Raw genomic sequence first — 23,270 nt, forward strand, 5'->3', positions numbered from 1 at the left:
GCTTCCTGTTCCCGAATACTTAGTTTTCGTCATTAAACGACGCTTCCTTGCGGGCTTGCGTCAATTACTCTGCTCCCTGGTTATGGCGATTTCCGCGCGGTTCGAATCGTTGTGGGATATGTTCCATTTTTGACTTCAACCCAATCTGGCAGGCAGGCCATGATTTCAGGCATTGCGTCTGATAAAAAACTCGACACCACAGCTACGGCTTCGGTGGGGTCCGATACATCCAGCGGCATTACTTCGACCTTGCAGTAATACGCATAGCGATCGCGAGGGTCGAAGCCCCGCAGCCGCACTTCGTCAGGAGTGGCGAGATACCTGCCGTTGGCAGCGAAAAAGTAAACCACGGATGCGGTTCGATCCGGCTCCTGTGGGATGGCAAAGGTAAACATGGTTGCACTGAACTTCATCGCAGGGATATGCACATCCCGTCTCGTCAGGCGACTACGCGCCAGCTCGCCTTCGCGGGTAACACGATATTGGGAGCCATGCAGCGACACGGTGGTCAGCCCAAGACTGACGGGAGTTGCACCGCCGGCGACCATGCACCGGTCGGGAACGTGGGGGACGGTATCCGGCGTGCCCGTGTAATACGCCACGTGTAATCGCACCCGCGATGGGCGATCAGGCGGCGCAGCATCAAATTTATAGACCCGCCCCAGATACAGCGTGGTTCCCAGTGTCTCGACGATCTCTGCAGACAGGGGTTTATCCGTGTAAACCTCAGACCAGGATCCCATTTTCGCGGGCATGTTGAAGAACTGTTCCCGGAGCTTGAGGGGTTCCTTGTGCAGGACGACGCCGTTGGCCTCCAGCACGCCACCTAAACCGATCAACCCCGCGAACAGCACACCAGTGCCGAGAGCGACAGATGTTGTTGCCTGCCGCGCGGATAATGCTGTGTTTTGCGAGCGATTACGACGCAGGATCACCCATGAGCCAGCTATGAGCACGATCACACTCACGATCAGCAAACCCGTGGCCAGCGAACCGCTAAGCCCCGCACCGAAGATTCCCGGAGCCAATACAGCCCAGAGCAGAAGATAGCTGATCCCCGCCATCAGGGTCAGGATTACACCGCTTGAGATTCCTTCGATGATCCAACTAATTTTGGTTGGTTCAGGATTCGCCTTTTCAACGATGGTTTCATTCGCGGTAAGTTGTGATCTGGTGGGTGAGATGGGCGCACGTTCATCTTCGATGAGGATCTGATCGAGTACCCAGCCTAAGCCCATAAACATCAGCAGTGCGGGAATCAGCATGAGCAGGCCGACAAACTTATGAAAGTCGCCTTCGGCCAGGTTCGGCTGATAGATGTTGAGCATGCCCAGGATGGTTACTCGTCCGACATTGACCGCGATGGCAATGGGTACGGTGAGCAGGACCATGATCAGCCGCTGCCACCAGGCGCGGTCAAAGAGGAATGCCATCGCTACGCCCAGCGCCATAAAAGCCATGAGCATGCGCAGACCGGAGCACGCCTCCGCCACGTTCAGGGGCGGGAGCTTTACCCCGTTTTTGTAAAGGTCGATCGTTGAACCTTGCACCGTGGCATCCACGCCCAGCACATTGAGCACGATGGTGGCTGAGTGTGCCGCAATTTTCTGGAGTTGCCAGGCGATGGCTTCCCATAAACGATCCGACACTTTGACTGCAAAGATCAGGAACAGGATTGGAAACCAGAGCACGCGCATCATCGCAGGCCCGAGCAGGAATAGCACCAGCCCGAACAGAGCGATGATCATGCTGTAACCTTGCAGCATGTCGTTACGGCCTGGAGATATCCACCAGATGTAAGAAAACATGCCGACGAAAAGGATCGGCAGGGCAGGCCAGAAGACACGGCGAGGCAACGCTATCAGTTCATCGCGCTTCTGAAAGATGTAATAGATGCCTATGAACGGAATCACCAGCGCATGTGACCAGTCACCTCCCCACTGGTCGGTGGCGATGCGGATCATGCGCCAGATGAAATTGAAATGAAAGCCGATGAATCCCGCAGCCAGCAGTGCCAGCCAAATCCAGGAGCGTCGATTCATCAGCCGTGGCTCAGCGAGGTCTTCAGGTACTCCGGGGCTTCCAGGGCCTGGAGTGGTGACGGGTAAATTGGAAGCCGTAGTGGTCATGCTCTGACGAATGCCTTATATGCGGACCCGGTACTGCCGACCTCACCACGGACGATGATAATTCGACGGAAACCGTTGTTCGGCCTACCGATACATCAACGGCATAATTCGAGCCTGACTCCACTCCGGTGAAAGATGGGCCAAGCCATCATTTTACGCTGAATGAAAGCCCGAAGTTCTGCTTTGGCTGCAACGACAACGTTGCGCTTGTGGGCAGATGGTTATCTGCCGCTCGACAAGCTGCCAAAGACCTCCTGTTCGAAGTTGCGGTCCAGAATAAATCCGAAGCCATAGGAGGCACGGAATCCATTGCGCATGACCGCCAGTGGCGTCATGAAGAAGTTGCTGCCGAAGTTGACCGTATCGTTGGGCTTGAGGAAGAAGTCCGGTGCGGTACCGTCAAAGATGGCCTTCAGATCCAGACGGACGGTTGCTTCCCGGTCGTTGCCAATCCGCCGGATCAGATCCACTCGGTGTGGATCCGCCAGACTGGTGATTCCGCCAGCTGCGAAAATCGCCTGTTTAAGGTTCAAGTCTTTTTCACCTGGCAGGCCGTAGGTACCCGGTCGGGCAATCTGTCCACCCAGGTAGATATTGCCACTGACTGGTGCAGGAATGCGGATGATGTCTCCAGGGCGGATCACCACGTTGTATTGCATGTTCCCTTCGAGTAATTCCGCGTACGGAATCTCGATTACTCGTTGAACGCTCGTAGCGGGTTGTGTGCTGGAGGCGGTCGTTGTGGTAGGGGCGGTGGCCGGCGTTTCCAGCTTCACCCATTTGCCGTTGACGCTGACCCATTTCGATGCCTCATTGGAGTCGAGTGTTCCGCTGAGGTTAGACGGCGGCGGAAGTTGTTCCGATTGTGTTGCTGGCGGAGCGGGCTGACTGGCGTCGCTTTCGAGACCTTTATTGAGAATATCGATCAAATCCTCCGGCGTCGCAGCACTCTCTGATTGTGCGGGTTTAACCTCCGGTTGTGTTGACGCTCCGGTCGGGGCCAGCTGTACCTGTCGAATGACATAGATCCGTTTGACCGTACCTGGAATGCCATGCGCCAACGCGATGGCTTCGAGCACTCGGAAATCCTGGTGCGGAATCACATACGTTCCGATCCCTGTTCCGACAACGGTTGAAGATTCACCCACCACGCTGTACGTACGCTGTCTAGCGTCTGCCACCGACACACTTACGGTTGGTTGTTTGATCAGATTTTTCTTCAACGCGATGTCTGCAATCTCGCGCTCAAGCTGCGAAGTAGTCTTTCCACCTACGCGCAGGGGTCCGATCATCGGGAAACGGATCATCCCCAAATCGTCCACTTTTTTATATTGTTCGAAGTCCTGACCTGGATTTATCAACTCGAAAATGGAAATAGCGATCGTGTCGCCGGGACCAATGACATATTCGCTGATATCTGCTTCGAGATCCTCAGGCATCACCTGAGAAAAGCCCACGACTTTGGCCTGTGGCTCATCAATGATGTCGAGTTGCTCCAGAATGGGCAGTACGACCGGAGTTTTTTCCCATCGACCTTGAACCGAGGGATCAAAAAATGAATCGACTTCGCACCCACCCAGCAGCGACAGCAACAGAGCAAGGAGCATCAAGCCGCCCAACTCCGCCCATGTGTGCCGCGGGCATGACCGGCTTACTTGCATCTCTGACGTCATGCGGCAAATCCCAAGCGTGTTTAAGACCCTGAATCCCCTGAACCCCGACCTGCGAAGCATCTTCTATCCGAACTGCTATTGTTTTCACTCCGGAATATTCCGGAGCATTTCTAACTACGGTTGTAAGTTAATCTTTCATCTTTATTTCTGAACGATGAAACCGTGATAACCGTTGGGTAATCCATGCCCCAACATTGCGATCGCCTCTGGCTCCTGAAACCCCTAAACATTCTAGTTTAGCGGACGAATAGGGGTTTGCCACCCACCCCATCAGTCAGCGTGCCTTTCCAACCAGCTAATATCTCATCATTTAAGCGTATGGTTGAACTAGTATGTATCGGATGCCTCAGAGGTTCTCGGTTTATCCATTCATTACAGATCGGCGGGTTTACCCCAAAAGGTTAGATATGGGTCTCAATAACTTGACGAGCTCGACCGTCTCTTAGCGTTATGGCGAGATCTACATAACTCAATTCCACAAAAAACACACAGTTGAGTTGAAAAACTCAAGATCTCTTATCTCGACTGCTTTGAGCAGAGGTGAGTTTCTTTGTTTCCATGTCATTATCGGAAAATAGATCGTGTGAGGAAGTTGACGGAAGTGGACGAACCGGAAGAATAGGCTTAGTTGAGGCTTCGGGTTCTCTAAAACCGTGATTGTTTGGGTAGCCCGTTAGCATTGTGATTAAAATTTTGTACCCGCCACGACGCGGAGGCAGACCATGACTCAGACGGATCATCAGACGTTACGTGAATTGGCGCAACGGGTTCGCACCATTGCCGACCTACCCGAAATGGCCGAGCGACGATCTCGTTGGAAACGACACAATTTACTTCAACCGGATAGCCGCAACCGGCCGATGGTGCTCTGTTTTCCCGAAGGGGGGTGGGTGGAGATCCTCACACCTTCTTCGCTGACGTGCGTTGATCCTAAGTTGCGTAACTGGGAATGGCTCTTACGCAGCAAAATATTCTGGTGGGAACACATCCACGACGACAACTTTATTGAACCGTATTTTGATCTGACATGGAAAATCATTGCTGGTAACTATGGCTTCGATATTCCTATGACCTTTGGAGACAACCGGGGCAGCTATGTCTGGGATGCTCCGATGAAGGATTTGGAACACGATCTGGACCGGCTTGGCCACCGCACGCATCAAGTGGACCGTGAGACGACGCTGCGTGATCTGGAGTTGGCGGGTGATCTCTTTGGTGACATTCTGCCGCCGCGAATCCACAGCATGCTTTGGTGGACGACCGGCCTGACTATGGATGCCGCCAAACTCATTGGCCTCGAAAACATCATGTGGGCCATGTACGACCAGCCGCAAAATCTTCATCGGCTTATGGCGTTTCTCCGCGATGACATGATGAACTACATCCAGTGGTGCGAAAGTGATAACCTCCTGACCGCCAACGATGCAGGAGACTACGTTGGTTCGGGAGGAGTAGGCTGTATACGCGATGATATGTCCTCGGCGCAGGCTGTTGCCCCCGTCGCACTGGCCGACCGTTGGGGTTTTGCCGAGTCACAGGAGACCGTTGGCATCTCTCCGGCTATGTTTGAAGAGTTCATCCTGCCTTACCAGGTACCGCTGTTGGAAAAGACGGCGTTGAATTGCTATGGCTGTTGCGAAGGTCTGGAACACCGCATCGATCTTGTGACGCGCGATATCCCGCGTCTCCGCCGTGTTTCCGTCGCACCCTCAGCCAATCAGGAAGTTTTGGCACCTAAGTTGGTGGGTAAATACGTTTACAGCCGTAAACCCTATCCTGCCCATGTCTGCGTGAATTTTACTGAGGATGCCATCCGCGAGGATCTTCGACACACTCTGGCGCTGGCTGGCCAGGGACCGCTGGAGTTTATCCTCAAGGATACCCACACACTCGAAAACGACCCGACACGATTGACTCGCTGGGTGCAGATCGCATATGAAGAAATCGATCGCTACCTTCAGGGCGGCCAGCTAGCACGTTCAACGAATTGATCGTTGATGCCTTGCACACAGAAGCCCCGCCCGCATATCTCCGCCAACACGCGCATATCCCAACTGTAAATAAACGTACATTTGGGGCCTGCGGAAACACTGTGGCTTCCACCATTTCCCCACCCTGTGACCTGTGAAAAAGTTGGATAGCTGACCCATATCCATCGCCTGCAAGGCAAGCGGCTGTCCTCAACGAATTGCCCACAAAGATGTCAGCAACTCGCCGTAGTAAAGAGATGGCAACCTCTCTTTTTGCTTCCACAAGACCGTAGCCTGATTCGAGTTTTCGCTTCCTCAACTTGACATCTTCGCGGACGTGATTAAAGTCTTTAACGAAATTAAAGTATTTAATTTTGGATAAGTTGATCTGATTATCATTAAAAATTACCCAATACCGCGAGTAGCTGTAAACACCTTCAAACTACTAAGAAAAAAGGAGATACGTTAATGACTAGAAGAGTATTTTTACCAGTAGTCCTTGTAACTCTCGTAGCTTCTTCTTTTACTGCGTCCGTTTGGGGTCAGGCAGATCAGGGGCCGACTGCGACTGCTGCATCCAGCGGGGTAACCATCTCTGGAACGGTGAATTTTAAGGGTGAGAAGTTCAAGCGTCGCACAATAAACACCGCCTCGGACCCGGCCTGTATGGAGCATGCCAGCCAGCCCCTTCTGAGCGAGGTCGTGGTCATCAATTCCAACGATACGCTCCGAAATGTGCTCGTCTACGTGAAGCAGGGGTTACCTGCGGACAAGAAATACGAACCCCCTGCGGAAGCATTTCTTGTTGATCAGGTTGGCTGTGCTTACACACCTCACGTGTTTGCAGTAATGACGGGTCAGACGGTGACCATCCGCAACAGCGATCCGACCCTGCACAACGTCCATGGCCGGCCGACGGTCGCTAAGGAATTTAACGTCGCACAGCCAGTCAAGGGGATGGAAGAAAAACTGGTTTTCAAGAAACCAGAGGTGCCGTTTGCCATCAAGTGCGACGTGCATCCATGGATGACGACATGGTGTGCCATCTTTGATCACCCCTATTTTGCGGTGACCGGGGACGAGGGCACCTTTTCGATCCCCAACCTTCCGCCGGGTGAATACACCATCGAGGCGTGGCACGAAAGATTCGGAGTCAAGGAATTAAAAATCCAAGCTGCAGAAGGTGAGAAGAAAGAAATCGAGTTTACTTACGAACCTCCGACCAAGAAGGCTTCCTGACCGTTCAATGGTTGTTTTTTCCCGGTGTATCGCAATTTTTAAGGAGCACTGCCCTTGAAACGCATCTCGTCTCATGTGATCCGTCGTACGTTCACGCTAACAGCACTTACTGTAGCTGTCGGGTTTGGTTTAGCTGGTTGTCGATCGGCAACAAGCCGCACCACAGCAGAGGAAAAAGTCTCGCGCCCTGTTGAAAAAGCGGTGTTGACGTATGCTCCAGAAGTTCCCCCTCCAATCACACGTCGAACTCCGGCAACCGTAGTCACGCACCTGGAGGCCAGTGTTCAGACAACCGAACTGGCTTCCGGCGTGAAATATGCGTTCTGGACGTTCAACTCCCGCGTCCCCGGTCCGTTCATTCGCGCTCGTGTAGGAGACACGCTGGAGATGTACATCACCAATGTTGATGCCAGCGGTACGCCGCACAACATCGACTTGCACTGCGTTACCGGTCCCGGAGGCGGTGCCACCATTACCACCGGCGTCAAGGGAGACTTGAAACTGGTTCGTTTCAAGTTGCTCCACGCGGGGATCTTTGTCTATCACTGTGCTGCCCCGCCCGTGATGGACCATATCGCTAACGGGATGTATGGCCTGATTCTGGTTGAACCTGAAGAGGGACTACCCAAGGTGGACCGCGAGTTCTATGTCATGCAGAGTGAGTTTTATACAAACCCGATTGACGAAGACTCCGACTCGGATATCGCCACTTTCTCCCACGAACAGGGCTTGGCGGAAAATCCGTCCTACGTCGTTTTCAACGGCCGCGTCGGCGCGTTGATGGGTGAGAACATGCTTACGTCCAAGGTAGGCGAAAAAGTTCGTATTTTCTTTGGTAACGGCGGGCCAAACAAAATCTCATCGTTCCACCTGATCGGAGAAATATTTGACAACGTCTATCGCGAGGGGGACCTGATCAGTCCGCCTGCCAAGAGTGTGCAGACAACACTCGTGCCTGCAGGCGGTGCCACCGCGGTGGAGTTTGACGTTGAAGTTCCGGGTGTTTACACCCTGGTAGATCACGCGATCTTCCGAATCGAAAAAGGTGCGGTCGGTTTCCTCAAGGTTGAGGGCGAAGACCGGCCCGACATCTATCACTCGGTACAGGAGCCGACCCCATGCGAGGGATGTCTTGTGCATCCTTGAGGTGCGGCAAGTGGATACGCAATATGAGCATCGCTGTAGGCGATGACGTGACATTCTCGTGGTGTGATTTGTCGTATCAACATTACGCGGTGCGATATGCGTGTATTACGGTTCTTTCGATGTAATACAACGGCCGTATTCTGCGAAAAATTTTAGGTTCCTCTCAGCAATTGCCGCGTGAGGATGTACCATGTTGCCCTGGCCGTTGGGTAACCTGTGTGCTGCGCGGATCAGGTAGTTTCCACCCGGCGGTGTTCAATCCATAAAGTAACGCGCAGGGAAAATTTGGGTACTATTCCATGGCGACATTCCAAAACCATCGCTGGCAAAAAGATCCTCGCAATCCCATTTTCCCCATCGGCGGCGGCCCGTTTGACGAAACGAGCTGTATGAATCCTTTCATTGTCAGACGTGGCGATGAATACCTACTTTTCTATGCTGGTGGAAACAAAAACGGGGGGCGAAAAATCTGCTTGGCCATCGCTCCTGTCAGTGATATCACTCGATGGAAGCGGTTAGGGCCATTGTTTGATAACGGACAGCCCGGAGCTTTCGACTCGGTATGGTGCGTTTTGCCGTGCGTGCACAAGTTCGGAGATAAGTGGCATCTCTACTACACGGGTAGAGATGATCAAAAAGGACTTGGTTTACAGTGCTTCTGGGGTATGGGACTGGCAACCAGCGATGATCTGATCCACTGGACCCGTTACTCGACGGATCCGGTGCTGCGGGGGGATGATTTTCCGCAGTTTCCCACCAATAAAGCTATCGCAGGCGGGGGGCCAATCATCGAAGTCCAGGACAGCGCAGGTAAAAAACTCTACCGCATGTACTACACCCTGCCCACGGGTACACCCAGCCCGGACACACGTATTGATCAGGCCAAGTGGGCGGTCATCGCGCATTCCTACGACGGTATCAAGTGGTTTGATAAGCGGATCATTCTTGGCCCTCGGTCTGAAGTGGAATACGAAAACGCCGCCGCTATTGCGGTCAACCCCTGGAAGACTCGGACTCGCTGGCGCGGTATTTACGCAGCGATCGGCACACAATTCGGTGCCTATTCCATCTGCGAGGCAGTCAGTGAAGACGGCGTCGTCTGGGATCGAGGTGAACCCGGCGAGAACCTGTCCCTTCCTCCATCAGGTGATGGATGGGAAAGCAAAATGACCGAGTATCCACACGTCGTCGAGGAAAACGGACGGCTGCGGCTGTTCTATTGCGGGAATGGTTATGGCTGTACGGGTATCGGCACCGCCACCGCTGAAAAACTGGATTAAATTTCATGGTGTGAGTTGCCAGCCGGAAATGTGCAAGCTGTCTGTAACGCAACCTCGGCTGCGCGGTATTACACTGCTCGCATGCCTCTGAATGTTTCCATCATCGGTGACGGCTCGATGGGTCTGGTTTGCGGGCTGCTTCTTGAGAGCCGTGGAAATCATGTGACGATTTGGGGAGCATTCCCCGATCACGTAGCGGCGCTCATTCAGACCCGTGAAAGTCGTCGACGACTGCCGGGGCACCGTCTGCCTGAGGCGATCCGGCTGACCAGTGATGACCGTGCCGCCTTCCGTGATGCAGATTTAATTGTCTCGGCTGTACCAACCCAATACATGCGGGAAGTCTGGTCGCGACTGGCAACCTATGCGCCTTCCCGCGTACCGGTTGTATCGGTGTCGAAGGGTATCGAGAACGTAACGCTGTTGCGGCCGACGCAGATCATTGCTGATGTGTTACAAACGACAAGCGGTGTCGGCAGACATGACACTCGGGCGGATCATCCGGATAAACCAGCGAGACCGCTCGCTGCGTTATCGGGGCCATCGGTTGCCGACGAGTTGGCACGTTGTCTGCCTGCGACGGTATGTGCCGCCAGCGATGACGAGGATTTCGCTCGTCTGCTTCAGCGGACGTTTACGACGCATTGGTTTCGTGTGTACACAAATCATGATCTGCTGGGCGTTGAGCTTGCAGGGGCTACCAAGAACGTAATCGCATTGGCGGCAGGTATCCTTGACGGTCTCCAGGCGGGGAATAACGCCAAGAGTGCCTTGCTATCGCGTGGTCTGGCGGAAATTACGCGGCTGGGTGCCGCAATGGGTGCATCAGCTGAGACGTTCATGGGGCTTGCGGGAGTTGGTGATCTGGCGACAACTTGTTTCTCGCCGACCGGTCGCAACCGTACCTGCGGCGAGCAACTAGGCAAAGGGAAAAAACTCGAGGATGTTCTCGCGGCCATGGCGGGTGTGGTCGAGGGTGTGCCGACGACTAAATCAGTCGTTGCTCTTGCCCAGAAGTACCGCGTGGAAATGCCGATCACACAGGCCGTGCATCAGGTATTGTTTGAAGGCCTTGATCCGATCGAAGCCATCAGTCGTTTAATGGCACGGGAGCTTAAACCGGAACGTGTGAGCTAATTTCCAGCCGAATATTCCAGCGATTATTAGCTCAACAATTCTGTCCCCTTGCCGCGCACATCTGGTAACTGCTGCTCACAATACGCACCCGATCATGTCACGTCGTATGTTGTACGGCTGTCGTCCGTTATTGCAGAGCTATTTCAAATGCACGGCTAATCAATACATCCAGTTCGACGTTACGAGAAGCGATGTTGGCGGATCCTAGAATGATGGTGTTCTGATTCTGCTGTGACAGGAGACGAAGCCGTGAATCGGTCGCGTCTTCCGAGTTTCGATCAACGAGACGCATCAGGAGAGACGTTGCAAGCTAAAGGCGTGCATACGTCAGGTCGTCACTTTGCGCGGATGACATTGATCTGCGCGTGGATTGCCATTGTCATAGGAGCGGTGGCTTTATTGGGGTGGATGATCGACCTCCCAATACTTCAGGGCACAGTCGTGCGTGGCGTGGCGATGAGGCCCAATGCTGCTGTTGGAGTGATTCTCGCTGGCGTGGCATTACTACTTTTGCGGCCGGAGGACGCTAGTCGAGTACGGCTGTGGGCGGGGAGATTGATCGCTGGCGCCTTGGTGCTACTGGGACTTGCCGTCCTCAGTAAACATGCGGTCGGCTGGGGTATGGGGATCGATCAGTTTCTTTTTGCGGAAGAAACGAATTCTCTGACTGTTGCGGCCGGCGGTGTGGGGATCGTCTCAAGTCTCACATTCATCCTCTTCGCCATTGAGCTATTGGCGATCGCGGAGAGTTCACGATGGATGCATACCGTAGCGCAATATCTAGCCCTGGTTGGAGGGGCAGCATTATTGGTGCCGCTGGTCGGTTACGCATACGGCGTCCAGTTGTTTTACGGTGTGGCGAAGTTTACAGGTGTTGCCGCCAACACCACCTGTGCACTCCTGGCGCTTCATATCGGCTTATTCTTCAGTCGGCGCGACACGGGGCCAGCAGCTGTAATCAGCTCAAGCTTTGCCGGTGGTGTGATGGCGCGGCAGTTTTTAATTCCTGCATTAGCGGGATCGCTGCTCATCGGATGGCTGTGTATCACTGGAATTCGCCGGGAGCACTTTGAGCCGGCATTTGGTATCGCACTGATGCTCGTCTCGCTGCTGATCATCCACGGGTTACTGATTCGACGTACCGCGGCGGTGCTAAATTCCATCGACGAATCATTTCGGCGGGGAGAGCAACGGTATCGTTCTCTGGTCGAGGTTTCAGCGCAAATGGTCTGGACCATGGACCCGCAGGGTGGACATATCCAGGTCAGCGCGGGCAATTCTCCTACCCGCCCGGCTCCGACACGGCTCGAGGCGTTATATGACCAGGTCCACGTCGATGACCGTCGTCGTGTGGCGTTGGTCTGGCAGCACTCACTACGAACCGGCGAGACATATCGAGCTGAGTACCGCCTTCGTCAGCCTGACGGCCAATATCGCCACATGGCTGATACCGGTATTGCCGTTCGTGAGGCCGATGGTGTGATCCGGGAATGGATCGGCGTGACGACCGACATCACCGAACGCAAACAAGCGGAGGAATCATTGCGCGAGTTGAGCGAAACTCTGGAACGGCGCGTTCAGCAGCGCACGGCGCAGCTTCGCGCACTGGCCTCGGAACTGACGCAAACAGAGGCCCGTGAACGCAGGCGTCTGGCACAAGTCCTGCACGACCATCTCCAGCAACTCCTTGTCGTGGCGAAAATGAGAATGGGCTTGCTGCGTCAACAAAAGCCTGATGCGGATCTGGCCGCGTCACTTCGTGAAGTAGAAGAGGTCATCACCGAATCAATTCAAGCCTCCCGCTCGCTCACGCTCGAACTTAGCCCGCCCATTCTTTACGACGGCGGCCTTGCGCCTGCGCTTGACTGGCTCGCCCGTCGGATGCTTGACCAGCATCGATTGGTGGTCGAAGTTGAAATTTCCCCCGAAGCTGAACCGCTAAGCGAAGCGGTCAAAACGCTTCTTTTTCAGGCGGTACGTGAATTACTCTTTAATACAGTCAAACATGCGATGGTGAGCGAGGCCCGTGTGACCATGACGAGGGAAGGCTCTCGCATCATTATTCTTGTCGAAGATGCGGGAGCGGGCTTTGATCCAGGTTCGGTCGCATCCGGCGACACGCTGAGTGATCATTATGGGTTGTTCAGCATTCGTGAACGGCTCGCGCTCATGGGCGGCGATATGTCTATCAGCAGCAGCCCCGGAAAAGGTACGCGGATCCAACTCTCTGCGCCGTTGTCGCTGCCCCAATCCATTAGTTCACAAGGAGCAACATTGGCCTCGATTGCGTCGCCGGTCGTAATGCCATCGGCTGCGCCGTCAACAAAAAATGTTATCCGCGTGCTCCTTGCGGATGACCACCGCATCCTGCGCGAAGGGATTGCCGGCCTGTTGCGCGGGCAACCTTTTATCGAAGTAGTCGGCCAGGCGGAAGATGGACAAATGGCTCTGGAAATGGCACGCGTGCTTCGACCGGATGTCGTGGTGATGGATGTAACGATGCCTCGACTCAACGGCATTGAGTCAACTCGCGCGATCAAGCGAGAGATCCCGGGGGTTCAGATCATCGGATTATCAATGCACGAAAAGGAAGACATGGCCGCGGCAATGCGAGAGGCTGGCGCGATTGCATACCTTCCCAAAGAAGGACCGTCTGAGGCGCTGATCTCCGCAATCCGATCCTGCGGCAGGCTGTCACCGACGACGTGACTATTGGTAAGGGATGAGTGAAATCACAGTCATCAGCATTTATCCAACCGCGATTACATGCAGCGTGTAGCTTTGCTGTGTAGTCTCTTCCGCGTCGTCATATGCTTCGATCGTTATGGGATAGCCGCCTGGTACGTCGCAGGAGCCGCTCACCCGGCCTGTTTTTTCATCCATCGACAGCCATGAAGGCGAGTTCACCAGTCGGTAGCGCACCGGACTGGAGCTATGGTTGAAATCCGCATGAGCGTCGTAGCGATATCGCGCCCCAATAAACTCTTCAACCGACGGTTGAGTCGTAAAACAAAGTCCCTTGATCTCAAGGGTCCATACATCATTCTTGAGCGGCCATGCATTACCAGCAATCACATAGAGCTTGTCGTTGAGTACCAGTGGAGAAAACTCGTGGCGCGGTTCCCAAACGTCCTCTGTCTGGAGTTGATTCCACTGCTTTCCGTCGCGCGAATACCACACGTCATTGAAATTGATCGAGTCGGGCTGTCCACGGTAACCACCCATCAGCCAGAGCCGATCTGCGTAAACAGCACACTCGCTCCAGATGCGTACTGGCCAAGGCGCATCATCCGTCACCCGGGTCCAATTCTTACCGTCGTCGGAGCACCACACATCGTTGTATGCTCGAAACGGTTGGTAAGCGACGATCCCGCCTCCGATCACCCAAAGTTTATCCTGAAACACCACGAGATTGCCGAAAAGCTGACGCGGCGACCACGGAGCCTTGGTGCATTCGATCGTCCATTCACGACCATCGATCGATGACCACACATCGTTGTACACATTGCCGTTTCCCGAACCACCAGCTACCCACATACGACCCTTAAACACCGCACTACCGGCTGCGTACCTGCCCTTCCATGGAACATTATCGCTGACGAGTGTCCAGTCTTTGCCGTTGGGTGAGGAATAGAACCCGCCGCTGGCTCCTGAGATCCACATTTTGCCCGCATGCGAAAAACGTACAGGGATGTTGATTCCCTTTGGGTCGGGCAAATCGCCGGAATATTCCCACGTTTTGCCGTCCGCACTGCTCCAGATATCGCTGACCAGTTCAGGCGTATAGCCGCCGAGAATCCATAGACGGTTGTTAAAGACAAGCTCTCCTTCAGAGTCGCGAATTTTGAAAGGAGCTTCATTGAGAATTCTGTCCCAGTTCAGGAGGGTGTAGGCACGGATGATTTTGAGCCGGGCAAGAAAGCGTGTCTGTCCGTCGGCTGCGGTAACCTCAAGCTGAAAATCGTTAAACCCTGAGTGGAGTGAATACTCGCGCGTCGCCTGACCTTGGACGATGGGTTCGCCGTTGAGCTTGATCGTCGCGCGGGGATCGCGAGCGGTGGCCGTAATGCTCGCCATTTTGATACCGCTGGCGACCTTGACGACGAAGCTGGCGCGGTTTTCATAAATACTGGGGAAAATCGTCCCAACACTGGTTGTCAGCGTTGCGAGGTGGGCATCATTATCCGGATTGTTGGTAGCAGGAATTACCATTTGCATGTTGGAAGGATGATATCACGCTGGTAATGGAAGCCTTGTCCGGTGTTGGTAGCCGTCAACCCAGCCAAAGACACCGCGGGTAACGACCAGAAGACGTTGCGCTACACCAACAAAAAGAGTTTATGACTGCACATGGTCTTGCAATGTGTTGAGATACAAATCAGCGTGGTATGATTCGGACTGTAATTTCTCATCTACGGTGATGTCTTTTCTGTGAAACGGGAGGACTCAGATGGAATCGCTGGATGCGCTGCGGGATCTGTTTGACCGAGACGGATTTGTGATAGTACGCGGGCTTTTCCCTCCAGCAGAGATAGAAGAACTCAGGAGCCAGATCAGCCGTTATGTCCGCGAAGTGGTGCCGAAGTTGCCCAAGGAAGCGGCATTTTTTGATGACTACTCAAAGCCTGAAACGCTGCGCAAGATGCAGGCACTTGATCGCCGTGATCCATGGTTTGCCCAGTTCATGAATCGGGGTAAACACGTTCCCATGCTGGAGCACTTTTTACGAGATCAATTCAGCCCACAGGGGCTTGAGTGGTTCGACAAGCTGCCATTTGATCAAAATGCTACTCCAGCGCATCAGGACGGCTACTACTGGAACCGTAAACCGAATGTCGCCTGCTCACTGTGGATAGCACTTGATCCGGTGGACCGTGAAAACGGCTGCTTGTGGTATGCCCGCGGCTCACAAAAGCTGGGGATTCTTCCACACGAGGCAAGCGGGGTATTGGGGTTCAGTCAGGGATTGAAAGATTTCGATGTCAAAAAAGTGGATGCGGTGCCGGCCGAATTGTCACCGGGTGACGCGGTAGCTCATCATGCGTCCACGATTCACTGGACCGATGTGAATCGTACGCCGCGACATCGCCGCGCGATATCGACGTTTTGTTTTGGAGCATCGACCGTGCTCGATGAAGAAGGTCACGCTCGCTATGCAGCGAGCCTCAAAGCACAACTGGCTAAACGTGGTATCGCCTCCACCATGTGAAAAATTACGTTATTTCAACGAGAGCACTATGCCTGCCATCAGCCAGATCAATCTCGGTATCGTTGGTTCCGTCGGTCGCGGGGGATCATTCAAGCGATCTTGCGACGCGCTGGACGTCATCCGTATCGCCGCTGTTTGCGACACCAATCGCGAAGCGATCGAGCAGTCGCGGTCAGTGCTTGGCGCGGAAAAGAGCTTTACCGAATACGAGGAAATGCTTGACAAGGGAAACGTGGATGCGGTCATCATCGGGACACCGATGCCGCTTCATGTGCCGCAGGCACTGGCTGCAATCAAACGCGGCATTCATGTGATCAGTGAAGTGCCGGCCGGTGTGAGCATCGACGAGTGTCGTGAGCTTGTTGAAGCGTGTAATAAATCCCAAGCCATTTACATGATGGCGGAGAATTACACATATACACAATCCAACCAGGTGATTACCGAGATGGTACGCCGAGGTGAGTTTGGCACGCCGTACTACGCTGAGGGTGAATACATCCATGAGCTTAAGTGGCTCAATGAGATCACGAAATGGCGTCGCAAGTGGCAGACAGGGATCAACGGCCTGACGTACGGCACGCACAGTCTGGGACCGGTGCTGATGTGGTTCTGGGCGCACGATAAGACGGATCGTGTCGCCAGCGTATGCTGCGTCGGCTCAGGACATCACTACAAAGATCCCCGCGGAGACGAATACGAAAACGAAGACTCCTGCGTCATGCTTTGCAAGTTCAAAAACAACGGCTTGGCGAAGATTCGCGTGGATATGCTCAGTGACCGACCGCACAACATGACGAATTACCACCTTCAGGGAACGGATGGCTGTTATGAGTCCGGGCGTGCCTGGGGTGAACGTAACCGTATCTGGCTGCGCAGCCGCACCCGAAACATTGACCAATGGCTGGACCTCGAAACACTTTCGAGTGATTTCATGCCCTCACACTGGGTGAAGTTTGAAGAATTGGCGAAAAAGGCAGGACACGGCGGCGGAGACTTGATCGAGTTGATTGACTTTACCGACGCTATTCTCGGAAAACGACCGACGCCCATTGGTATCCACGAAACGATGGACATGACGCTGCCCGGACTGGTGAGTCAACTTTCAATTAAGAACGGCGGCGCATGGATGGACGTACCCGATTCGCGCGACTGGTGATCGACTGTACGCTATTAAGCGGCTTTCAAGTACCGCAGCAGCCGGTTGCAACAGGATTGTTGTCTACACATCAGGCAATGATCGCTCGAATAAGATCACTTCTTTCCGCTGCTCTGGTTGATGATGTTGAGCAGAAATAGAAGCACGATCGCACCACCCAGCGCGATGAGAAATTCACCGATCGGACCCAGTGCCTTGAGTTGAAGCAGGCCGGCCAGGAATCCGCCTAACAACGCTCCGAGCACACCGACGATGAGATTACCCAGCAGGCCAAAGCCGCTGCGTTTCATGATGAAGCCCGCTGCCCAACCGGCAGCCAGACCAATCAACAGAAAGATAATGAGTTCACCGAGTCCCATGAGCGGATTATAGTCCATCCACGCACAGCTACGAGTTCAGCAAAAGGTGGCTCCCCCGGCGGCAATACTCGGATCAGGTCTCGACCTTGGCAAGTGTCTCACGCACCTCGCGCATGAGGGGGCGGAGTATGTCTTCAGAAAAATCGAACTGAATACCCGCCGCTTGAAATAGCTCTGGTAGTGGTCGTGTGCCACCCAGTTGCAGGGCCGCGCGATAATGATTCAGGGCTTTTGTCCGGTCGAGACGGAACTGGAGCCAGAGTTGCAGCGCACCGAGTTGAGCAATGCCGTATTCGATGTAATAAAACGGATGGTGAAAAAGGTGTAGTTGCGCATGCCAGCGTGTCTCACGGGCAGCTTCGTGACCGGCGAAATCAATGGATGGATCACTGAAACGACCCAGAATATTCAGCCACGCAGCGTAACGTTCTGCTCGTGAGTGGCCGGGATGTGTGTAGAGCCAATGCTGAAATCCATCGACCGTTGCGATCCAGGGAAGGATGCGGATGATTCCTTCGAGCAGGGTGGCTCGTGCACGATTCGCATCCTCTGGCTGTGGATAGAAAACGTCAAAGTGGTCCGCGCCCATCAATTCCATCGACATGCTGGCCACTTCGCAAAACTCGATCGGCGCGTGTCGCAGAAAAATCAGGGGTTCACTTCGCGCTGCCAGGTAATGGAATGCGTGGCCGCCTTCGTGGAGTAACGTCTCTACATCGCGCTGGAGACCAGCAGCATTCATGAAGATAAAAGGCTCACGGATTTCTTCGAGGGAGCTTTGGTATCCGCCGCCTCGTTTTGCCTTGCGGCTATCCAGGTCCAGATTTCGACCCGGTTTCAGATGGGAGAAATCGCTGCCCAGTTCCGAAGAGATTCTGTCGAAAATCATCTGGCAACGTGAAACGAGATCTTCACATCGATCCGGCGCGAAGGGTTTGAGCGGCGCACGGTTCCGAGGATCAACCGCAAGATCCCACGGTCGCAGACGAGTTAACTCCAGATCCCTGGTGCGACGGGTATTCAACTCCTTCACCAGGGGCATTACTTCGCTTTCAATCGCATCTGCAAAGCGCATGCAGTGATCGGGAGCGTAGTCGAACCGCATCATCGACTTCCACGAGTAATCGCGAAAATTCTTAAAGCCAGCATTTCGCGCGACCTGTTCCCGTAGCTTCAACTGTGACTCAAAAATAGTGTCAATCGCATCACGACTCTCAAGGCGGCGGTTCGCAGTGAGCTCCCAGACCTCCTGTCTTGTCGTTCGATCGGGTTCTTCGAGAAATCGCGCCGCTTGTTGGAGCGTGTACTGCTGGCCGCGATAGCTAACGAGCATCGCACCGTTTATTTTGTCGTATTCAGAAGTGAGTTTTGCGATCTGTGTCTGGAGCGGGACGTTTTCCGTACGGAAAATATCTACTTCTGTCCGCCACTCTCGGGTCAGGAGGGCATATTTCCCGACACCACCCACGGTTTTCAGCTCATCAAGTTGAGTGTGATAGGAGGAAGCTAGATATTTCTTCTGAAGCTCAAAAAATAGTGGTTGGATTTTTGGCCGAATGTTTTCCAGAAAGTGCAGAAAAGCCTTTTCGATTTCAACGTCATCTGTGTGGCAAGACTTTTCAATATTCCGACGGGAGCCGTATTCAGACATCACTGCGGAAAGTTCCGACAAATCGAGCAACCATTGATGCAGCTCACCCGCTGAATTAATGGCACGATCTAGCAGAGTCTGATAGAGCGGCTCAACGCGCGCCCAATCAGCGGGGTTAAGCTCCGCTGGAACAAAAGTACGTGTCGGCACTGGGGGCGTCGCGGTGGTCATGACCGAAAAGTGTATGCTTCATTTTGTCGGACTGTGAGAATACAACGAGAGCGGAAAATAGCTGCAGGTTGACATCATGTCTTCGGTTTTTGCTTCATGCCGCGAACTTTCATGGGCAGGCCGAAGAGATCGATGAATCCACGCGCAGCGGTCACGTCGTAGCCGCTCATGGCGAAGCTTGCGAGCTTTGAGTCGTACAGGCTCTTGGGGCCCTGGCTGTTGACCGCCAGCGCTTTGCCCTTGAAGAGCTTTACGCGGACGGTACCGGTGACGACTTTGTTTGACTCATCAATGAATGACTGCATCGCTTCGCGCAGTGGGTGGAACCACTGGCCGTAATACACCAGCTCGGCATAACGCAGAGCAAGCGTCTGCTTGTAGTGATACAGATCACGCTCCAGCGTGAGTTGTTCGAGAGCTTTATGTGCTTCGTAAAGAATCGATCCCCCCGGCGTCTCATACACGCCACGTGACTTCATGCCCACGAGTCGATTTTCAACAAGCACCGTCTGACCGATTGCGTGTTTACCGCCGATGCTGTTGAGTGTTTCGATGACTTGGTGGGCGGCAAGTATTTTCCCGTTCACCGCGACAGGCACACCCTTATCGAAGGTCACACTGACATATTCCGCGGTATTCGGGGTACGCTCCAGCGGCACCGTGATAGTCAGGCACTTTTTCCAGTTAGGTTCCTGGTCTGGGTGTTCGATTTCGCCGCCTTCATGACTGATGTGCCAGAGATTACGGTCCTGCGAGTAGATCTTTTTCTTGCTGGCGGTGATGGGGATTCGATGTTTCTCTGCATACTCAATGGCGGTCTCGCGGTCGTTCAAACCGTCCGCGAGGAACTTCGGGTCTTTCCATGGGGAGATGATTTTGAGCGACGGATTGAGTGCCATGTAAGTCAACTCAAACCGTACCTGATCGTTACCCTTGCCGGTCGCACCATGGCCAACGGCGTCCGCCTTGGTCTGCTTCGCAACGAGTACCTGATGCTTGGCGATCAATGGACGGGCGATACTGGTACCCAGCAGATAATCGCTTTCGTAAATCGCATGCGCCCGGAGCATGGGGAAGCAGAACTGTTCCGCAAACTCTTTCCGCAGATCCTTGACGACTACTTCGTCGGCACCGCTGGCGTAGGCCTTTTTTTCGATTCCGGCGAGTTCATCACCCTGACCGAGTTCTGCTGCGAAGGCAACCAGCTTCACTCCCGGGTAGCGTGATTTAAGCCAGGGGAGGATCACGGAGGTATCAAGACCGCCGGAGTAGGCGAGGACGATTTTCCGAGGATTGGATGCATTAGTGGGAGTGGCCATACGAGTTCCTTGCAGGGTTCGAGCTAAACAAGGTATCAGGATGCTGTCACTATTGCAGACGCCCCTCTGATTTCGTATTTACAAAGTTAAGTTGAGATGTGATTGCTCACGCAAAGAGTTCAAGCGATCCTGCCGATTATGCTATCGGACGTTAGCCTTGGTACGAGAAGATGTATGGTTTTTGAGGAATAGTCCGTTCAATCGAGCGAGATGAGCAGAGCGTAACTCTCGCAGCACTTATCCGACCCCTTCAAACCTCCGATACCTCTTCAGACCCCGGTGTCTGTCCCGAGCCGCGCGGTTACTCTGTTTCATCGGGACGACTTGGTGAGGGTGGTGCATGGAAATCGACACGATCTGCAAGACCGCGATGGAATTGGGCGCATCCGACGTACACATTGTCGCAGGTCATGTACCCATGATGCGCCTGCATCAGGTCATGACAGCAATGGACTATCCCGTCGTCACTCCAGAGAGTGCGATGAGGATGTTCAAGCACATGGCAAGCAACGAGCACGTGCTCCGTTTTGAAAAGATCAAAGACAGCGACTTTTCCTATGAAATCCCCGGCTTGGGACGCTTCCGTGTCAACGCGCACATGCAGCGGCAGACCGTGGCGATTGCCATGCGTGGTATCAAGGAAAAGATTCCGCCCATGAAGGATCTGAACTTGCCGGAAGTCATTGCCCGGCTGACGTATTTACCGCGCGGGCTAGTGCTGGTCACGGGAGATACAGGTTCGGGCAAATCCACCACGCTTGCGGCCATGATCCAGGCGATGAATGATCGTTACCACAAGCACATCATCACTCTGGAAGATCCGATCGAATACAAGTTCGTCAGCAGCCGCTGCACGATTGAGCAGCGCGAGCTGGGCGACGATACGCCGAGCTTCGCCAGTGGTTTGCGTCACGTATTGCGTCAGGATCCGGACATCATTCTGGTCGGAGAAATGCGGGATCTGGAGACGACAGCAGCGGCCATCACAGCCGCGGAAACCGGCCACCTGGTGCTCAGCACGCTGCACACGGTCAACGCTTCACAGACGGTGGAGCGCATCATCGACATGTACCCGGCCGACCAGCAGAACCAGATTCGTTCCATGCTTGCCAACACACTGCAGGCGGTCATCAGCCAGACGTTGTTCAAGCGGACAGACAAGAAGGGCATGTGTCCGGCGGTGGAAGTGATGCTGTGCACCCCAGCGGTGCGGAACCTGATCCGTGAAAACCGTGCGTTTGAGATTCCTAACGTGATCGAGACCAACCGTGCCATGGGCATGAAGAGCCTGGATAACGCGATCGCTGAGCTTTATTTCAACGGCATGATCAGCCGTGAAGACGCGGTAGCGCAGGCTGCATTCCCGGACAAGCTCGAACGCATGCTGGCGGCGTGAGGATTGATGAGGCGTACCCAGCGCACCATGAAGGAGGCAGTCGTGGCGTTGTTGGACATTTTGCACTTTATTTTTTGCGCTTTGAACTGAGGCTTTCCCATGCCTAATTACCGCTATCAGATGCGGACCCCAGGGGGGCAGACGACCGTCGGTATGACCACGGCGGATAACGCCATGGCCGCCGCCTCAGCTCTTCGAGCTCAAGGCAACCAGGTTCTCCAGCTCGTTCCTGTCACCGCGCAGCGAAAGACAGCCAATGACATCCTCAAGATGCTCAATCAGGGTTCAGGTCCATCACAGCGCGATGTACTCAACTTTACATCGCAACTGGCGGTGATGGTCCGTGCTGGTATTTCGCTTCGTGCTGCAATCGAAGGTATCGCTGAGCAGACGGAGAATGTGAAGTTCAAACATATTCTGCTCCAGGTGAAGCAGGACGTGGAGTCGGGCAAGCAGTTCAGCGAGGCACTTCAACGACATCCAAAGCTATTCAACCCGCTTTATGTCAACATGGTCCGCGCCTCGGAAATGTCGGGTTCATTCAGCCAGATGCTTGACCGCATCGCGGCGTATCTCGCTCAACAGATCGAAACGCGGGCCATGGTCATCGGAGCCATGATTTATCCCGGCGTGATTGGCACGCTGGCGGTTGCGGTAACCATTTTCCTGCTGACGTTCGTACTTCCAAAGTTTGCCGCAGTTTTTGCGGGTAAAGAAGCTGCCATGCCCTGGCCCACAGTTTTTCTGATGGCCTTATCGCGTTTCATGGTCGAATGGTGGTGGCTGGTCATCATGGGAATGGTTGCCGGGGTGGTGACGTTCATCATGTTTGTGCGCACGGAAGTCGGCGGGATCTGGTTTGATCGCGTCAAACTTAACACTCCGATTTTCAAGCGTATGTTTAAGGCTCTCTATATCAGCCGGTCGCTTCACACGATGGGTGAATTGGTCAATGCCGGCGTGCCCATGCTCGACACGCTTGCGATCACCGGCGATATCAGCGGCAACCGATTATTCCGCAAGCTCTGGCGCTCGGTCTATGCGTCGGTCAAGACCGGCAAGAAAATCGCCCACCCGATGCAGAAAAATCCGCTCCTGCCTAAAAGCGTCGTACAGATGATTTCGGCGGGTGAGGAATCAGGCAAACTCGGCGAGGTGCTCGACGAGGTGAGTACTTTCTATTCCAAGCAACTCCGTGAAGCGATCAAGACCTGCACCAGCATGATCGAGCCGGTGATGATCATGTTCATGGGTGGAGTCGTCGGCTTCATCGCTATGGCGATCATTCTGCCCATCTTCAAGCTGTCAACGCTGGTGAAGTAAGGGATAGGTTGAACCGGAGCCGTAAAAGATTCGAGGATGACGCTTTCCGGTTTGCATAAGGCTCCGCTGAATGGTTTGGTTGGAACAAGGCAGCTTATGCGCAGTAACGAAA

The 23,270-nt window shown here is 54.0% G+C and carries 16 protein-coding genes; 10 read left to right on the top strand and 6 right to left on the bottom strand.

Annotated features, from left to right (window positions below; all coding sequences use genetic code 11):
• Window positions 1–80: 80 nt before the first annotated feature.
• Together xrt and IT444_01760 are read right to left on the bottom strand one after the other, a co-directional pair.
• Window positions 81–2,129 carry an exosortase gene (gene xrt, locus IT444_01755; GenBank protein MCC7191481.1) on the bottom strand — a complete coding sequence of 683 codons (2,049 nt, stop codon included), beginning with the start codon at window positions 2,127–2,129 and terminating at the stop codon, window positions 81–83.
• Between the two features lie 221 nt (window positions 2,130–2,350).
• The gene (locus IT444_01760) at window positions 2,351–3,802 is read right to left on the bottom strand and encodes a polysaccharide biosynthesis/export family protein (GenBank protein MCC7191482.1); all 1,452 of its coding nucleotides are present in this window, start codon (window positions 3,800–3,802) and stop codon (window positions 2,351–2,353) included.
• A 722-nt stretch (window positions 3,803–4,524) separates the two neighbouring features.
• On the opposite strand from IT444_01760, the gene IT444_01765 reads away from it, so the two are divergent.
• The 6 genes from IT444_01765 (at window position 4,525) to IT444_01790 (ending at window position 13,283) form a co-directional block, all read left to right on the top strand.
• A complete protein-coding gene (locus IT444_01765) occupies window positions 4,525–5,793 on the top strand; it encodes a hypothetical protein (GenBank protein ID MCC7191483.1) in 1,269 nt (422 codons plus the stop codon).
• 645 nt (window positions 5,794–6,438) lie between these two features.
• The gene (locus tag IT444_01770) at window positions 6,439–7,011 is read left to right on the top strand and encodes a hypothetical protein (GenBank protein MCC7191484.1); all 573 of its coding nucleotides are present in this window, start codon (window positions 6,439–6,441) and stop codon (window positions 7,009–7,011) included.
• 54 nt (window positions 7,012–7,065) lie between these two features.
• Window positions 7,066–8,157: a nitrite reductase, copper-containing gene (gene nirK, locus IT444_01775; protein MCC7191485.1), complete on the top strand. Its 1,092-nt coding sequence runs from the start codon at window positions 7,066–7,068 to the stop codon at window positions 8,155–8,157.
• A 299-nt stretch (window positions 8,158–8,456) separates the two neighbouring features.
• The gene (locus IT444_01780; protein ID MCC7191486.1) at window positions 8,457–9,437 is read left to right on the top strand and encodes a hypothetical protein; all 981 of its coding nucleotides are present in this window, start codon (window positions 8,457–8,459) and stop codon (window positions 9,435–9,437) included.
• Between the two features lie 81 nt (window positions 9,438–9,518).
• Entirely contained in the window at window positions 9,519–10,574 is a 1,056-nt protein-coding gene (locus tag IT444_01785) for an NAD(P)-dependent glycerol-3-phosphate dehydrogenase (GenBank protein ID MCC7191487.1), read from the top strand.
• A 249-nt stretch (window positions 10,575–10,823) separates the two neighbouring features.
• Entirely contained in the window at window positions 10,824–13,283 is a 2,460-nt protein-coding gene (locus IT444_01790) for a response regulator (GenBank protein ID MCC7191488.1), read from the top strand.
• Between the two features lie 39 nt (window positions 13,284–13,322).
• Here the strand turns inward: IT444_01790 and IT444_01795 are convergent, their stop codons facing one another.
• Window positions 13,323–14,792, bottom strand: a complete 1,470-nt coding sequence (locus IT444_01795) for a cadherin-like beta sandwich domain-containing protein (protein MCC7191489.1) — start codon at window positions 14,790–14,792, stop codon at window positions 13,323–13,325.
• 232 nt (window positions 14,793–15,024) lie between these two features.
• Between IT444_01795 and IT444_01800 the strand changes: the two genes are divergently transcribed.
• Complete coding sequence (locus IT444_01800) at window positions 15,025–15,783, top strand: phytanoyl-CoA dioxygenase family protein (GenBank protein ID MCC7191490.1); 759 nt, start codon at window positions 15,025–15,027, stop codon at window positions 15,781–15,783.
• A 28-nt stretch (window positions 15,784–15,811) separates the two neighbouring features.
• Window positions 15,812–16,939, top strand: a complete 1,128-nt coding sequence (locus tag IT444_01805) for a Gfo/Idh/MocA family oxidoreductase (GenBank protein MCC7191491.1) — start codon at window positions 15,812–15,814, stop codon at window positions 16,937–16,939.
• A 95-nt stretch (window positions 16,940–17,034) separates the two neighbouring features.
• On the opposite strand, the gene IT444_01810 is transcribed toward IT444_01805, so the two are convergent.
• The 3 genes from IT444_01810 to IT444_01820 all read right to left on the bottom strand — a co-directional run bounded on the left by IT444_01810 (window position 17,035) and on the right by IT444_01820 (window position 20,439).
• Complete coding sequence (locus IT444_01810) at window positions 17,035–17,298, bottom strand: GlsB/YeaQ/YmgE family stress response membrane protein (GenBank protein ID MCC7191492.1); 264 nt, start codon at window positions 17,296–17,298, stop codon at window positions 17,035–17,037.
• A gap of 73 nt (window positions 17,299–17,371) precedes the next feature.
• Window positions 17,372–19,120 (bottom strand): M3 family oligoendopeptidase, encoded by a 1,749-nt coding sequence (locus tag IT444_01815; GenBank protein ID MCC7191493.1) that lies wholly within the window; start codon window positions 19,118–19,120, stop codon window positions 17,372–17,374.
• A gap of 74 nt (window positions 19,121–19,194) precedes the next feature.
• On the bottom strand, window positions 19,195–20,439 hold the full coding sequence (locus IT444_01820) for an argininosuccinate synthase (GenBank protein MCC7191494.1): 1,245 nt from the start codon (window positions 20,437–20,439) through the stop codon (window positions 19,195–19,197).
• Window positions 20,440–20,779: 340 nt separating this feature from the next.
• Between IT444_01820 and IT444_01825 the strand changes: the two genes are divergently transcribed.
• Window positions 20,780–21,835 (top strand): PilT/PilU family type 4a pilus ATPase, encoded by a 1,056-nt coding sequence (locus IT444_01825; protein MCC7191495.1) that lies wholly within the window; start codon window positions 20,780–20,782, stop codon window positions 21,833–21,835.
• Window positions 21,836–21,934: 99 nt separating this feature from the next.
• The gene (locus IT444_01830) at window positions 21,935–23,158 is read left to right on the top strand and encodes a type II secretion system F family protein (GenBank protein MCC7191496.1); all 1,224 of its coding nucleotides are present in this window, start codon (window positions 21,935–21,937) and stop codon (window positions 23,156–23,158) included.
• The last annotated feature ends 112 nt before the right edge of the window (window positions 23,159–23,270 follow it).

It is taken from the genome of Phycisphaeraceae bacterium (assembly GCA_020851465.1).
In the GTDB taxonomy this organism is placed as follows: domain Bacteria; phylum Planctomycetota; class Phycisphaerae; order Phycisphaerales; family Phycisphaeraceae; genus JADZCR01.